The organism is Streptomyces sp. TBY4 (assembly GCF_024213195.1).
Taxonomy (GTDB): Bacteria; Actinomycetota; Actinomycetes; order Streptomycetales; family Streptomycetaceae; genus Streptomyces.
Genome location: NZ_JANAVF010000019.1, coordinates 67,502 through 81,344, shown reverse-complemented (window position 1 = coordinate 81,344; position 13,843 = coordinate 67,502). Strand labels below are relative to the sequence as shown.

11 protein-coding genes are annotated in these 13,843 nt (G+C 72.0%); 9 read left to right on the top strand and 2 right to left on the bottom strand.

Translation table 11 applies throughout. The features are described from left to right. Window positions 1-729 precede the first annotated feature (729 nt). The 3 genes from NLX94_RS32830 to NLX94_RS32820 all read left to right on the top strand — a co-directional run bounded on the left by NLX94_RS32830 (window position 730) and on the right by NLX94_RS32820 (window position 3,013). Complete coding sequence (locus NLX94_RS32830) at window positions 730-1,464, top strand: GPP34 family phosphoprotein (protein WP_254386781.1); 735 nt, start codon at window positions 730-732, stop codon at window positions 1,462-1,464. A gap of 258 nt (window positions 1,465-1,722) precedes the next feature. Then, a complete protein-coding gene (locus tag NLX94_RS32825) occupies window positions 1,723-2,607 on the top strand; it encodes a helix-turn-helix transcriptional regulator (protein ID WP_243341875.1) in 885 nt (294 codons plus the stop codon). Window positions 2,608-2,803: 196 nt separating this feature from the next. Next, window positions 2,804-3,013, top strand: coding sequence for a DUF397 domain-containing protein (locus tag NLX94_RS32820; RefSeq protein WP_254386780.1), 210 nt, complete (start codon window positions 2,804-2,806; stop codon window positions 3,011-3,013). 153 nt (window positions 3,014-3,166) lie between these two features. Here the strand turns inward: NLX94_RS32820 and NLX94_RS32815 are convergent, their stop codons facing one another. Beyond that, complete coding sequence (locus NLX94_RS32815; protein ID WP_254386779.1) at window positions 3,167-4,012, bottom strand: hypothetical protein; 846 nt, start codon at window positions 4,010-4,012, stop codon at window positions 3,167-3,169. Window positions 4,013-4,140: 128 nt separating this feature from the next. Between NLX94_RS32815 and NLX94_RS32810 the strand changes: the two genes are divergently transcribed. The 3 genes from NLX94_RS32810 (at window position 4,141) to NLX94_RS32800 (ending at window position 9,580) form a co-directional block, all read left to right on the top strand. After that, window positions 4,141-5,334: a PLP-dependent aminotransferase family protein gene (locus NLX94_RS32810; protein WP_374684055.1), complete on the top strand. Its 1,194-nt coding sequence runs from the start codon at window positions 4,141-4,143 to the stop codon at window positions 5,332-5,334. A gap of 825 nt (window positions 5,335-6,159) precedes the next feature. After that, window positions 6,160-6,948 carry an SDR family oxidoreductase gene (locus NLX94_RS32805; RefSeq protein WP_254386778.1) on the top strand — a complete coding sequence of 263 codons (789 nt, stop codon included), beginning with the start codon at window positions 6,160-6,162 and terminating at the stop codon, window positions 6,946-6,948. 40 nt (window positions 6,949-6,988) lie between these two features. Then, window positions 6,989-9,580: a bifunctional FO biosynthesis protein CofGH gene (locus NLX94_RS32800; protein WP_254386777.1), complete on the top strand. Its 2,592-nt coding sequence runs from the start codon at window positions 6,989-6,991 to the stop codon at window positions 9,578-9,580. Between the two features lie 63 nt (window positions 9,581-9,643). On the opposite strand, the gene NLX94_RS32795 is transcribed toward NLX94_RS32800, so the two are convergent. Continuing rightward, window positions 9,644-10,726, bottom strand: a complete 1,083-nt coding sequence (locus tag NLX94_RS32795) for a tyrosine-protein phosphatase (RefSeq protein WP_254386776.1) — start codon at window positions 10,724-10,726, stop codon at window positions 9,644-9,646. A gap of 288 nt (window positions 10,727-11,014) precedes the next feature. Here NLX94_RS32795 and NLX94_RS32790 point away from each other — a divergent pair, with 288 nt between their 5' ends. The 3 genes from NLX94_RS32790 (at window position 11,015) to NLX94_RS32780 (ending at window position 13,836) form a co-directional block, all read left to right on the top strand. Beyond that, a complete protein-coding gene (locus NLX94_RS32790; protein ID WP_254386775.1) occupies window positions 11,015-11,392 on the top strand; it encodes a peptidase inhibitor family I36 protein in 378 nt (125 codons plus the stop codon). A 187-nt stretch (window positions 11,393-11,579) separates the two neighbouring features. Then, a complete protein-coding gene (locus tag NLX94_RS32785) occupies window positions 11,580-12,836 on the top strand; it encodes an ADP-ribosylglycohydrolase family protein (protein WP_254386774.1) in 1,257 nt (418 codons plus the stop codon). Window positions 12,837-12,975: 139 nt separating this feature from the next. Beyond that, the gene (locus NLX94_RS32780) at window positions 12,976-13,836 is read left to right on the top strand and encodes a TIGR03619 family F420-dependent LLM class oxidoreductase (RefSeq protein ID WP_254386773.1); all 861 of its coding nucleotides are present in this window, start codon (window positions 12,976-12,978) and stop codon (window positions 13,834-13,836) included. Window positions 13,837-13,843: the final 7 nt, after the last annotated feature.

Genomic DNA, 13,843 nt, shown 5'->3' with positions numbered 1-13,843 from the left:
GCGCTCCCGTCGGCACGGGGAGCAGTCGCGGGCTCGGCATCCGAGGCGTCCGCAGGGGCCGCGGAATCACCCTGGGGCGCGTCAACCGGACGCCCGGAAGCGGAATCCGTGGAGGCGGCGGAGGCGGAGGGGGCGGCAGGCGCGGGCGTCGCCGTGCGGAACACCGCCGTGCGCTCGCCTCCGTCGCCGTCGCCGCCCGACCCCGAAGCGGAAGAGGAATCGGGATCGGAAGCCGGAGCCGCGGCGGAGGCCCGGGACGGGGCCGCCTCCGCGGGCAGGGCCTTGAAGACCTCGGTCTCCGCACCCGGTGCGGCCGGCGCGCCCGGCGCGCCCGCCTCGTCGGACTCCTCGCCCCCGGAGGGCGACGGCTCCGCCGTGGCCACCCACGCGGCCACCGCTTCGCGCAGCGGATCCCGCTCCGCGGACCCGTCATCCGAGTCCCTCGGGCGGAACAGCGACGCCCTCGGATCACGCCCCTCGGACGACTCCGTCGTCCCCGACGTTCCTTCATCAACCGACTTGTCGGGGGACTCGCCCGCCACCAGTTCCTCCTCGTTCGCCTTCACGTCCGGCTGTCCGAATGTCTAACAGTGTCCCGTCTAGGGGGCATCGCCCCCGTGCTAGACGAGAACGACATAGCTGACGGTTCCCCCACAAAGCGGCCAGGCGCTCTCGACAGATGAATGTGAGAGGCGTCACCCTGTCACTCATCCACGCGGGGAGGCATGGATGGGCAGGAGCCGCAGAACAATTCCGGAGGAGCTTCTGCTGCTCGCTTTGGACCCGGCCACGGGTACCACGGCGCAGCCGCAGTCGCTCGACCTCGGCCTGGCCGGGGCACAGCTAGTGGAGCTGGCTCTGGCAGGACGGATAGCCCCTGATGGGGATCGTATCGCCGTGGTGATGCCACGGCCGACAGGAGATCCGACTCTGGACTCCGCACTGGAACTGCTGCGCAGGCGCGGCAGCCCGGTTCGGGCCGTCCACTGGATCGGCGGACCCCGACTGGGGCTCCGTCAGATTTACCTCGCTCACCTGGAGCGCTGCGGCATGGTCCATGCCGTCGCGGGCCAGATGTGCGGGGTGCTGCCGACGACTCGCTACCAAGCGACCGACACAGCGATCAGCCGGGAGATCCGTGGCCGGCTGGACAGTGCGATCCGCACCGGCGTACCGCCGGACCCGCGGACCGCGGCGCTTGCCGCACTGGCCCACGCGGTCGGACTCGGCAAGCACCTGTACCCCGGCAACGAGGGTCGGTCGTCCAGGTCCCGGCTGCGGGACCTGATCCGGCACGACCCGATGGGCGGACTGGTGGCTCACGCCGTCATGGACGTCCAGAACGGCGTGGCCGCACAGCCGCGCCGCGACCGGGCACAGGCGCAGCCCGCACGGGCAACGGCGTCAGCCGTCCCGCTGCAGCCGCGCCGGACCGGTGCGATGGCCCGCGCGGCCGCGCACTGATCCACCAGCAGGACACGTAAGGCACGCAGGACAGCAAGGCAGCAAGGCAGCAGCAATCGCAACCGCCGACGCGCGGGGCGACGGGGCCGGTACGCCGGTCCCGCCGTCCCGCGCGTTTGCTTTTCCCGCCCGTTCCCCAGCGAGGCCGCGTGCTTCGGTGGCAGTCTGCTCACCAGCAGACACGCAGAGAGACAGCAAAGCGACAAGACACGACAGCAGCACACGACAGCAACAGAAGAAGGCGGAGGTGCCGTTCACGTGGCGTCCAATGTCAATCCCACCGTCCGACGCCGCCGACTGGGCATGGAGTTGCGCAAACTGCGCGAGGACAAAGGCATGACGGCCGAGCAGGTCGCGGAACGCCTGCTCGTCTCCCAGTCGAAGATCAGCCGGCTGGAGAACGGCCGCCGTTCCATCAGCCAGCGCGACGTCCGCGACCTGTGCGACGTCTACGAGGTCGAGGACCGCCGGCTCGTCGACTCCCTCATGCAGATGGCCAAGGATTCCCGCCAGCAGGGCTGGTGGCACGCCTTCGGCGACATCCCGTACAGCGTCTACATCGGCCTGGAGACGGACGCCGCCAGCCTGCGCACCTACGAACCCCTCGTGATCCCGGGGCTGCTCCAGACCCCGGAGTACGCCCAGTCGCTCGTCCGCGGCGCATGGCCGGAGACGGCTCCCGTCGACGTGGAGAAGCGCGTCCAGGTCCGGATGCACCGCCAGAAGCGGCTGCACGAGACCGAGAACAGCAATCCCGAGATCGGGCCGCTGCGCCTGTGGGCAGTCATCGACGAGGCCGCCCTGCGGCGGCACGTGGGCGATGCGCAGCTCATGATCCGGCAGCTGGAGTTCCTGATAGAGCAGTCGGAGAAGCCTCACGTCACGGTCCAGGTGATGCCCTTCTCGGTGGGCGCCCACCCGGGCGTCAACGGCCAGTACGCCATTCTGGAATTCCCGGACGCTTCGGACTCGACGGTCGTCTACATCGAAGGCGTGACGAGCGACTTGTACCTGGAGAAGGCCAATGACGTCCAGAAATACAGCGTGATGTACGAACATTTGCGCGCACAGGCCCACAACGTGGACCAGACGAGGCAGTTCATCGCGCAGATCATCGAGGACTTCGCGGGCAAGGGGAAATGAGCTCCGAAGAGAGGTCCGCAGAAAAGGCCGGTACGGTACACCGTCGCTCCCCGGCCGCAGAAGGCCTGAATGGAATATGCCACTCGGTCGGGTGAACGTCCTCTTCGCGCAACGGGAGCTGCCGGTAGCGTCGATCACGTCAGCCGGAGCAATGGCCGACACGACACCGGAACCACTCGCTGAACCGGAGAGAAACATGGCTATTCGTCAAGGTGCAACGGAAAACTGGACCAAGTCCTCGTACTCCGCCAATGGCGCCTGCGTCGAGGTCAAGTCCCCCGTCGTCGAGTCCATCGCCGTCCGCGACTCGAAGGTGCAGGACGGCCCGTCCCTCACCTTCGCGCCCGACTCTTGGACCTCCTTCGTCGCCGATGTGACCGAGGGTCGGCTGGGACGTCTCGTCTGAACGTCGAGGCGCCCCTCACGGCCAGAAGCACCATCACTACCAGCACCACCAGCACCACCAGCACCACCTGCACTACCTGCACCACTGACTGGAGCCCTCTCGACCGGCCCGCCGTCGCCTGCCGAGGGGGCTCGGCCATGTCCGGACCCCGGACTACCTCAGCTGATCCACGTACCGGTCCGTCCCCGGCACCGTCGGGATGAACGGCGCCACCAGCTCCACCCGCCCGAGCCCGGACTCCGCGACCTCCGCGTCCAGCCCCTGGAAGCGGTCCCAGCAGCTGCGCGGGTCGGCTTCCAGGAACCACAGCAGGGTCAGCCGGGTGTCGACCCCCTCCACCTGCTTGACGTACGTCATCCGGTCCCCGGGCAGCGGCGTCGGCCGGAAGACCGTGACCATCGCGGCCGGCGAGCCGGCCAGCCGCTTCGGCAGGGCCCGCGAGCGGAGCCACTCCAGCAGCTCGGCCCGCTGCTCGGGGCCCTCCGCGTCGATGACCTGCACCACGAGCCCGCCGTAGGGGTGGTCGAGGGCGTGGAAGTCGCGGGGGCCCGCGGCGCCGTCCCGGTAGACGGTGGCCTCGTGGTCCTGGAACGCGGTGAAGACGTGGGTGCGGTCCTGGTAGACCCGGCCGTCGCGGTTGAGGCGCTTGTTGATGCCGACGGTCCACTTCATGTGCTCGTCGTAGCGGCCCTCGGTGACCCAGTAGGTGGAGATGTAGCACCCGGCCGTGACGGGCTGGGCGACCGCCGACTTCTCCGGGTAGCGCAGCTCCTGGAGCTCGCGGGTGGCGACCCAGCGGCGGCCCGCGTACATCCAGGGCATGGCCATGGCGCCGGCGTAGTAGTGGTCGTCCTCGTACCAGCGGTTGTACGCGAACTCGTGGCCCGGGTGCGGTTCGACCATGGTGATCAGCGCGTGGCCGGGGTGGACTCCGTAGGGGCCGACCGAGGCGAGCTCGGCGTAGTCGTCGGCACGGGTGTTCCGCTCGTCTGCTGTCATGAGGGACGGTCTAGCTGATGTGACGTCAGATAGGGAGCCCCTGGGGGGCGTTCAGCATCCGATACATATGTGTCGTCTACATCTTCTTGCGGCTACGATGCCCGCACCCGCCTCCCGAAGGAGCCACCGTGCCCGCCTCAGCGCCCGCCGTTGTCACCCCACCGCCGGCCTTCGCCGCCCGGATCCGCACGACCGCGCCCTCCGCCGTGCGCGAGATCCTCGCCGTCACCGCCCAGCCCGGCATGATCTCCTTCGCCGGCGGCCTGCCCGCGCCCGAACTCTTCGACACCGAGGGCCTGCGGGCCGCGTACGACGCCGCCTTCGCGCGGTCCGCCGGCCGCGCCCTCCAGTACTCGACCACCGAGGGCGCCCCCGAACTGCGCGCGGCGGTGGCGGACCGGATCAGCCGGCGCGGACTGGCGACCACCGGGGACGAGCTGCTGATCACCACCGGATCGCAGCAGGGGCTCGGCCTGATCACGACCGCGCTGATCGAGCCGGGCGACACGGTGCTCGTCGAGAACCCCACCTACCTGGCGGCGCTCCAGGGGTTCCGGCTCGCCGGCGCCCGGGTGGTCCCCGTGCCCTGCGACGACGAGGGCATCCTCCCGGACGCGCTGGCGGAGCTCGTGGCCCGCGAACGCCCCAAGCTGCTCTACACGATCCCCACCTTCCAGAACCCCACCGGCCGCACCCTCCCCGCCGACCGGCGCGCGGAGATCGCGGCGATTGCCGCCCGGCTCGGCCTGTGGCTGCTGGAGGACGACCCGTACGGGGACCTCCGCTACGAGGGGCTCGAACTGCCCCGGCTCGCCGCGTACCCCGGGGCCGAGGACCGTACGGCGCTCCTCGGCAGCTTCTCGAAGGTCATGGCCCCCGGGCTGCGGCTCGGCTGGCTGCGGGCGCCGGCGGCGCTGCTGCGGGGGGCGGTGCTCGCGAAGCAGGCGGCGGACCTGCACACCTCGACGGTGGACCAGCTGGCGGCGGCGGAGTACCTCCGGACGGCGGACCTGGACGCGCACGTGGCGGTGGTCCGCGACGCGTACCGAATCCGGCGGGACGCGCTGCTATCAGGCCTGGCCGACGCGCTCCCTCTCGGCTCCAGCTGGAACCACCCGGAGGGCGGCATGTTCGTCTGGGCCCGCCTCCCCGAGTCCCACGACGCGACGGCCCTCTTCCACGCAGCCACCTCCCGGGGCGTCGCCTTCGTCCCCGGAGCCCCCTTCTTCGCCCACGACCCGGACCCGCGGACCCTCCGCCTCTCCTTCACAACCCACACCCCGCAGGAAATCCAGGAGGGCCTGACCCGCCTGTCCGGCTAACGCCTGGCGGGGGGCGACCCTGCGGTGCTGTCCCCGACCCGCCCTTCCCCCGTTCCCCGGACTCCGCCCGGACCCGCGCCTCAAACGCCGGCGAGGCTGGGTGTACCCCCGGGCTCCGCCCGGCCCCCGGTCCTCAAACGCCGGACGGGCTGACTGCAGGGCCCCCGGGCTGCGCCCGGCCCCCCTGGGGCTCCGCCCCAGACCCCGCGCCTCAAACGCCGGCGGGGCTGGGTGTACCCCCGGGCTCCGCCCGGACCGAAAAGGGCCCCCGGGCTCCGCCCGGACCCCGACCCCCGAGTTCCGCCCGGACCGGAAAGAGCCCCCGGGCTCTGCCCGGACCCCTCCTGGGGCTCCGCCCCAGACCCCGGTCCTCAAACGCCGGACGGCTGGATTTTCCAGCCCCTCCGGCGTTCACGTGCAGGCCGAGGCCAGCCAAATCCATCCCCTCCGGCGTTTGAGGAGCGGGTCCGGGCAGCGCCCGGAAAGGCCCGCGCAGCGGCGCCCCCCACCCCCAACCCGCACCCACGGGCCGACCCCGGCCACATCCAGCCCCTCCGGCGTTTGAGGAGCGGGTCCGGGCAGCGCCCGGGAAGGCCCGCGCAGCGGCGCCCCGCACCCCCGACCCGCACCTGCGGGCCGACCCCGGCCAAATCCAGCCCCTCCGGCGCTTGAGGCGATCTTTCAGCCCCGTCGGTGCTTGAGGCGCCGGGCACCGGGGGCCGGCCCCCGGGAACGGGGCTGTGCCGGGGGGTTCCTTCCCCGCGCGTCGCGTCGTAGCCTGACGGACCGTCAGATGTTGGCCGGGGTTCAGGAGGAGTCCGCACCATGTCGCTGCTGCTGCAAGGCAAGACCGTCATCGTCTCCGGCGTCGGCGCCGGGCTCGGGCATCAGGTGGCCGCCACCGTCGTCCGGGACGGCGGCAACGCCGTGCTCGGGGCGCGGACCGAGGCCAACCTCGCCAAGTCCGCCGCCGAGATCGACCCCGACGGCACGCACACCGCGTACCTGCCGACCGACATCTCCGACGAGCGCCAGTGCGAGGCCCTCGCCGCCCTCGCCCAGGAGCGCTTCGGCGGGGTCGACGCCGTCGTCCACGTCGCCGCCTGGGACTCGTACTTCGGCGGCCTAGAGGACGCCGACTTCGGCACCTGGCAGCAGATCCTCGACGTGAACCTGCTGGGCACGCTGAGGATGACCCGCGCCGCACTGCCCGCGCTCAAGCGGGCCGGCGGCTCCGTCGTCATCATCGGCACCCAGTCCGCCGTCGCCGCCCCCAACGAGGTGCAGCAGGCCGCCTACGCCGCCTCCAAGGGGGCACTGACCTCCGCCATGTACTCCATGGCGCGCGAGCTCGGCCCGCACCGGATCCGCGTCAACACCGTGCTCCCCGGCTGGATGTGGGGTCCCCCGGTGCAGGCCTTCGTCACCTTCACCGCGCACACCGAGGGCGTGCCGGAGGCCGAGGTGCACGCCCGGCTCACCGACCGCATGGCGCTGCCGGACCTGGCCACCGACGGGGACGTCGCCGACGCCGCCGCCTTCCTCGCATCCGACCGCGCACGGGCGATAACCGGCCAGTCCTTGCTGGTCAACGCCGGTGAGCTGATGCGATGACCCTCTCCGCGCCCGCGCGAGCGGATCGTATGCTCGGGCCATGACCACTCCGAGTGACGCTCCGACCGAGAACTCGATGCGCCGTGCGCTCCGCCGCGCCCGCGACGGCGTCGCGCTCGACGCCACCGAGGCGGCCGTGCTCCTGCAGGCGCGCGGCGAGGCCCTCAGGGACCTCGCCGCCTCCGCCGCCCGGGTACGGGACTCCGGACTCGAAGCCGCAGGCCGGCCCGGCGTCATCACGTACTCGCGCAAGGTCTTCATCCCCCTCACCCGGCTGTGCCGCGACAAGTGCCACTACTGCACCTTCGTCACCGTCCCCGGCAAGCTCCGCCGCGAGGGCCACGGCATGTACCTGTCCCCCGACGAGGTCCTCGACATAGCCCGCAAGGGCGCGGCCATGGGCTGCAAGGAAGCCCTGTTCACGCTCGGGGACCGGCCCGAGGACCGCTGGCCCGAGGCCCGCGAGTGGCTCGACGCGCACGGCTACGACGACACCCTCGCCTACGTGCGCGCCATGGCCATCCGCGTCCTGGAGGAGACCGGCCTCCTCCCCCACCTCAACCCGGGCGTGCTGTCCTGGTCCGACCTCCAGCGCCTGAAGCCGGTGGCCCCCTCGATGGGCATGATGCTGGAGACCACCGCCACCCGGCTGTGGTCCGAGCCCGGCGGCCCGCACTACGGCTCCCCCGACAAGGACCCGGCCGTCCGGCTGCGCGTCCTGGAGGACGCGGGCCGCTCCAACGTCCCCTTCACCACCGGGGTGCTGATCGGCATCGGCGAGTCCTACGAGGAGCGCGCGGACGCCTTCTTCGAGCTGCGCCGGATCCAGCGCAGCTACCACGGCATCCAGGAAGTCATCGTCCAGAACTTCCGGGCCAAGCCGGACACGGCCATGCGCGGCATGCCCGACGCGGAGCTGGAGGAGCTCGCGGCGGCCATCGCCGTGGCCCGCCACATCCTCGGCCCGAGCGCCCGCATCCAGGCCCCGCCGAACCTGGTCGACTCCGAGTACGCGCTGCTCATCGGCGCCGGCATCGACGACTGGGGCGGGGTCTCCCCGCTCACCCCCGACCACGTGAACCCCGAGCGCCCCTGGCCGCACATCGAGGAGCTGGCCGCACGCACCGCCGCCGCCGGCTTCGAGCTGCGCGAACGCCTCACCATCTACCCGGAGTTCCTGAAGCGCGGCGAACCCTGGCTGGACCCCCGCCTGCTGCCGCACGTACGGGCGCTGGCCGATGCGGAGACCGGGCTCGCCGACGAGTCCGCGACCGTGGAGGGCCGACCGTGGCAGGAGCCGGACGAGGGCTTCGCCTCCTACGGCCGCACCGACCTGCACACCACCATCGACACGCAGGGCCGTACCGGCGACCGCCGCGACGACTTCGACGAGGTCTACGGGGACTGGGAGGCCCTGCGCGAGGCCGCGGCCCCCGGCATGGTGCCGGAGCGCATCGACACCGACGTACGGGGCGCGCTGGCGCAGGCCGCCGACGACCCGACGAAGCTCACCGACGGGCAGGCGCTCGCCCTGCTCCACGCGGACGGCCCGGCGCTGGACGCGCTGTGCCGGATCGCGGACGACCTGCGCAAGTCGGTGGTGGGCGAGGACGTCACGTACATCGTGACCCGCAACATCAACTTCACCAACGTCTGTTACACCGGCTGCCGCTTCTGCGCCTTCGCGCAGCGCCGCACGGACGCGGACGCCTACACCCTCTCGCTCGACCAGGTCGCCGACCGCGCCGCCCAGGCGTGGGACGTGGGCGCGGTCGAGGTGTGCATGCAGGGCGGCATCCACCCGGACCTGCCCGGGACGGCCTACTTCGACATCGCGCGGGCGGTGAAGGAGCGCGTCCCCGGCATGCACGTGCACGCCTTCTCCCCGATGGAGGTCGTCAACGGGGCGACGCGCACGGGGATGTCGGTACGGGACTGGCTGACGGCGGCCCGGGAGGCCGGGCTCGACTCCATCCCCGGCACGGCGGCGGAGATCCTGGACGACGAGGTCCGCTGGGTCCTCACCAAGGGCAAGCTGCCGGCGGCGGACTGGATCGACGTGGTCTCCACGGCGCACGAGCTGGGCATCCGCTCCTCCTCCACGATGATGTACGGCCACGTGGACCAGCCCCGCCACTGGCTGGGCCACTTCCGCACGCTGGCCCGCATGCAGCAGGAGGCGCACGCGAAGGGGGTCGAGGGCTTCACGGAGTTCGTGACGCTGCCCTTCATCCACACCAACGCCCCCGTCTACCTCGCGGGCATCGCCCGGCCCGGCCCGACGGTCCGCGACAACCGCGCGGTGACGGCGATGGCCCGCATCCTGCTCCACCCGCACATCACCAACATCCAGACCAGCTGGGTGAAGCTGGGCTCGGAGGGCGCGGCCGAGATGCTCCGCTCGGGCGCCAACGACCTGGGCGGGACGCTGATGGAGGAGACCATCTCCCGGATGGCGGGCTCCAGCTACGGCTCGTACAAGTCCGTCCAGGACCTGATCGCCGTCGCCGAGGCGGCCGGCCGGCCCGCGAAGGCCCGTACGACCCTCTACGGGGAGGTCCCGGAGGAACGCCAGGCCGCGGCCCGCGCCTCGGACGGCCACCTGCCGGAACTGCTGCCGGTCCTGGACTGAGGGGCTGCACGCCCGACGGGCCCCGCGCACGCGTGCGCGGGGCCCGTCGGGCGTGGCCGGGGATCAGCCCACCAGCAAGTCCTTCTTCAGCTGCTTCAGCTCGCGGCCGTCGATGCCGAGGCCGTCCTCGAGGTAGGCGTCGAAGCTGCCGAACTTCGCCCGGACCTCCTCGTACCCGGCGTTGAGGTACTCGGGGCGCACGTCGAGCAGCGGCTTGTACACGGCGGCCTGGGCGGCCGGCAGGTGCGAGAGGATCGCGTCGTTGGCGGCCTTGCGGTAGTCGTTGCTGGCCAGGTAGTCGGCCATCACGGTCTCGCTCGGCACGCCCAGGGCGGTCAGCAGGGAGGCGTTCGCCCAGCCCGTACGGTCCTTGCCCGCGGTGCAGTGGAACAGGACGGAGCGGTCGCGGTCGCGCTCCATGCCCTCGAAGACCTGGGTGTAGGCCTTCTTGCCGCCCTCGCCGCTGACCATCGCCCTTTCGGCGTCGACCATGGCCTTCACGGCCTCGTCGGGGGTCCTGGGCATGACCTGGAAGGAACCGGAGCCCGCGAAGACGTCGGCGACGACGTAGTTGGCGCCGGCCGGGACCCTGTCGGCGTCCTTGGTGCGCTCGCTCTCCATGCGGAGGTCGAAGATCGTCTTGACCCGGAGGCGCTGGAGCTTGGCGAGGTCGTTGTCGGTGAGCTTGTTGAGGGCGTCGGAGCGGTAGATCTCGCCCATCTTGACCCACTGGCCGTTCGTGGTGCGGTAGCCGCCCGCGTCACGGAAGTTGGAGGTGCCGTCGAGCTTGATCAGCCGGTCGGCGAGGCGCAGGCCCTGACCGCGGTCGGGCTCGAAGTCGAACCACTGCCGGTCGGCGGAGGGCAGCCCGCTGACGAGGGCCTCGCCCCGGGCGCCGCCCTTGGCGACGACCTTGCCGTTCGCCCTGATCTCCACCCGCTTGGTGCCCTTGGCGTTCCACTTCAGGGTGTACGCCCCATCGGCCCCGGCGGTGACGGTGGCCTCGGTGAACGGAACGGCGGAGCGGCCGTGGTGGCGTCCGCCCCAGGGGAGGTCCCACCCGGAGGCGGAGGCGGCGGGGGCCGCGACGATGGCGACGGTGAGCGTGGAGGCGACGACGGTCGCGGCGAGCAGTGCCTTCTTCATGGCCCCGAGACTCTTGGCCTCCGAATAACGCAATGTGAACTCTGCATGGCCGAAATCGACCGGGCGTAAGTCCACTGACAAAACGTGCCACTCGCCTGGCCGCCAGGGAAAAGAAGACCGGCACCCGCCGATGACATCCGAGAAGAAACGTCACATCTGTACGTCGAAAGGGGAGATGTCCCCCTACGCGCCATAAGAAAGGCTTTTTCTCGCAGGTGGCTCCCGGCATCCAGCTGCTCTAGTGGAGGGAAGGAATCCACATGTTCCCAACCAAAGGCGGATCTTGTGATGTCAACGCGACGCTCCCTCCTCATCTGCACCGCTGCTGCGGGCCTGGTCATGTCCGCAGCACTCACCGCACCCGCGGCGGCGACACCCGCCGCCGAGACGCCCTGGCGGAACTGCGAGGTCGGCGAGTTCTGCGTCTACGAGCACGACAACGGATACGGCGGAGCGGCGTACTTCCGCAGCGGCACCAACAACCTGGGCGACTACCGCCTGAACGACAAGGTCTCCTCGGTATGGAACAGGACCGGCAAGACGGTCTGCACGTACGTGGACACCAACAAGCAGGGCTCCACGTGGCCGGTGGGCAACTGGAAGGGCAACACCTCCCAGTACAACCGGAATGACAACATCAGCTCCCTGTGGGTAACGGCCTGCTGAGCACCCCGCCCGGCTGGAACCGCCCGCGGGTGCAGAAGGATCGCGCCCGCGGGCTCCCCCGCGGACCGGCGGAATCCAGCCGTTCCCCGCCCCCATACCGCCCCCATGACCGACTGGTTCCGGACGCGATCGGTACTGTCCACTACAGTGCCGCCAGAGCACGCGCGGGCAGTCCGGGGGGATCGACATGGACACGGCGACGGAAACGTCCGGGGAGCGACAGGGCAGCCCCGGAGCAGCGGAACAGTCACCCGTGCCCACCGGCGGAGCCACCCGCGGAGCCACCAGCCTCGGCCCCGCCACCGGCCCCGCCGCCGGCGCCACCCTCGGCGGCCGCGCCGCCGTCACGACCGGCCTCTGGGGCCGCACCGAGCAGCAGGACTTCCGCAGCCGCGTCCGCGGCACCCTCCTCGGCTCCGCCATCGGCGACGCCCTCGGCGCCCCCGTAGCCCCCCTCTCCCTCCCCGAGCTGCTCGAGGCCCACGGCCCGGCGGGCCTGACGGAGCCGGCCCCCCGGGCCACGGTCACCGCCGCCACCCAGCTCGGCCTGTTCACCGTGGACGGCCTGATACGGGCCCACGTACGCCGGGACACCGGCGCCTGGCACCCGCCGACCGACGTGCACCAGGCGCACCTCCGCTGGTCCCTCACCCAGAGCGACTGGGGCCCCGACGAGCGCCGCGAGGACAACGGCTGGCTCGCGCAGGAGGAGTGGCTCTACGCCCGGCGCTCCCCCGAGCGCTCCTGCCTGACCGGTTTCGCCGACGGAGTCCTCGGCACGCTCGCCCAGCCGAAGAACCCGACCGCCGTGGACCCGGCCGCCGCCACCCGTTCCGCACCCTTCGGGCTGCTGGTCGGCTGGGAGCCGGCGCTCGTCCTGCAACTCGCCGTCGAGTGCGCCGTGCAGAGCCACGGGCACCCCACCGCCTACCTCTCGGCCGGCGCCCACGCCGTCATCGTGCACGGCCTGACCCGCGGCGAGTCCCTCGACGCCGCCGTCCAGCGCGCCCTGGGCCTGCTCGGCGTCCGCCCCGGCCACCAGCCCGTCACCGACGCCCTGCAGCGCGCGCTCGGCGCCGTCACCACGGGCGCGCCGTCGCCGCAGACGGTGGAGGGCCTGTCCCCCGGCTACGGCCGCTCCGCGGAAGAGGTGCTCGCCATCGCCGTGTACTGCGCGCTCGTCGCCGAGAACGTGGCGCACGGCCTGCGCCTCGCCGTGAACCACGGCGGCGACTCCGCGGCCACCGGCGCCCTGTGCGGCGCCCTGCTCGGCGCCCAGCACGGCGAGACGGCCCTCCCGGCGGCGTGGCTCGCCGGACTGGAGGGCCGCGCCACGGTCCTGGAACTCGCCGACGACTTCGCCCTGGAGATGACCCAGGGCCCCGCCCTGCACGGCCCGGCCGCCGCCTCCACCACCTGGCTGACCCGCTACCCGCGAGGGTGACACCGGCGGGCCGCAGACGGCCCGCGCACGGGCCGCGGACCGTGACCACCGCCACCACCGTGGCCGACGCACGCCCCTGCCCTCCGCACGCGCGAAGCCGTACTTTGGCCCTCCCCACACCACGGAGGTGTCAGCGCCCATGCGGATCGCCGCGACCGTCTTCCTCACCGACCGGACCATCGCCCCCGTCCCCCTGGCCCGCGCCCTGGAGGAACGCGGCTTCTCCGGCCTCTACCTCCCCGAGCACACCCACATCCCGGTCAGCCGCGTCACCCCGGCCCCCATGGGCGGCGAGCTCCCGGAGATGTACGGCCGCACCCTGGACCCCTTCGTCGCCCTCGGCCAGGCCTCCGCCGTCACCGAGCGGCTCCACCTCGGCACCGGCATCACCCTCGTCGCCCAGCACGACCCCATCGACCTCGCGAAGCAGGTCGCCACGCTGGACCACCTGTCCGGCGGCCGGGTCACCCTCGGCATCGGCTACGGCTGGAACGTCGAGGAGGCCGCCGACCACGGAGTCGACTGGCGCACCCGCCGCGAACTGGTCCGCGACCGCATGGCCCTGATGCGGACCCTGTGGTCCCCGCACCCCACGGCGTACGTCGGCCAGTTCTCCTCCGTCCAGGCCAGCTCCGCGCACCCGAAGCCGGCCCAGTCCCCGCGCGAACTCGCCCCGGGCGTCCCCCTGTACGGCCCGCGCACCCTGATCGGCGGCCAGGCCGGCCCGAAGCTCTTCGCGGCCATCGCCGACCACAGCGACGGCTGGCTCCCGATCGGCGGAGGCGGCCTGACGGAGTCGCTCCCGGCCCTCCGCCAGGTCTGGGAGGCCGCGGGCCGCGACCCCAAGTCCCTCCAGGTGGTCCCGTACGCCGTCCAGCCGACCCCCGGCAAGATGTCCCACTACGCCGACCTGGGCATCGAGGAGGTCGTCCTCCAGCTCCCCTCGGAGGAGGAGCCGGAGATCCTGCGCGTCCTCGACGACTTCGCGCAGTACCTCTGAGACATTC

Excerpts from the sequence above, each read along its gene's own strand:
- NLX94_RS32815 (WP_254386779.1), bottom strand. The coding sequence starts at position 4,012 with ATGACAGCAGACGAGCGGAACACCCGTGCCGACGACTACGCCGAGCTC.
- NLX94_RS32785 (WP_254386774.1), top strand. The coding sequence starts at position 11,580 with ATGGACACGGCGACGGAAACGTCCGGGGAGCGACAGGGCAGCCCCGGA.
- NLX94_RS32795 (WP_254386776.1), bottom strand. The coding sequence starts at position 10,726 with ATGAAGAAGGCACTGCTCGCCGCGACCGTCGTCGCCTCCACGCTCACC.
- NLX94_RS32780 (WP_254386773.1), top strand. The coding sequence starts at position 12,976 with ATGCGGATCGCCGCGACCGTCTTCCTCACCGACCGGACCATCGCCCCC.
- NLX94_RS32790 (WP_254386775.1), top strand. The coding sequence starts at position 11,015 with ATGTCAACGCGACGCTCCCTCCTCATCTGCACCGCTGCTGCGGGCCTG.
- NLX94_RS32805 (WP_254386778.1), top strand. The coding sequence starts at position 6,160 with ATGTCGCTGCTGCTGCAAGGCAAGACCGTCATCGTCTCCGGCGTCGGC.
- NLX94_RS32800 (WP_254386777.1), top strand. The coding sequence starts at position 6,989 with ATGACCACTCCGAGTGACGCTCCGACCGAGAACTCGATGCGCCGTGCG.
- NLX94_RS32820 (WP_254386780.1), top strand. The coding sequence starts at position 2,804 with ATGGCTATTCGTCAAGGTGCAACGGAAAACTGGACCAAGTCCTCGTAC.
- NLX94_RS32830 (WP_254386781.1), top strand. The coding sequence starts at position 730 with ATGGGCAGGAGCCGCAGAACAATTCCGGAGGAGCTTCTGCTGCTCGCT.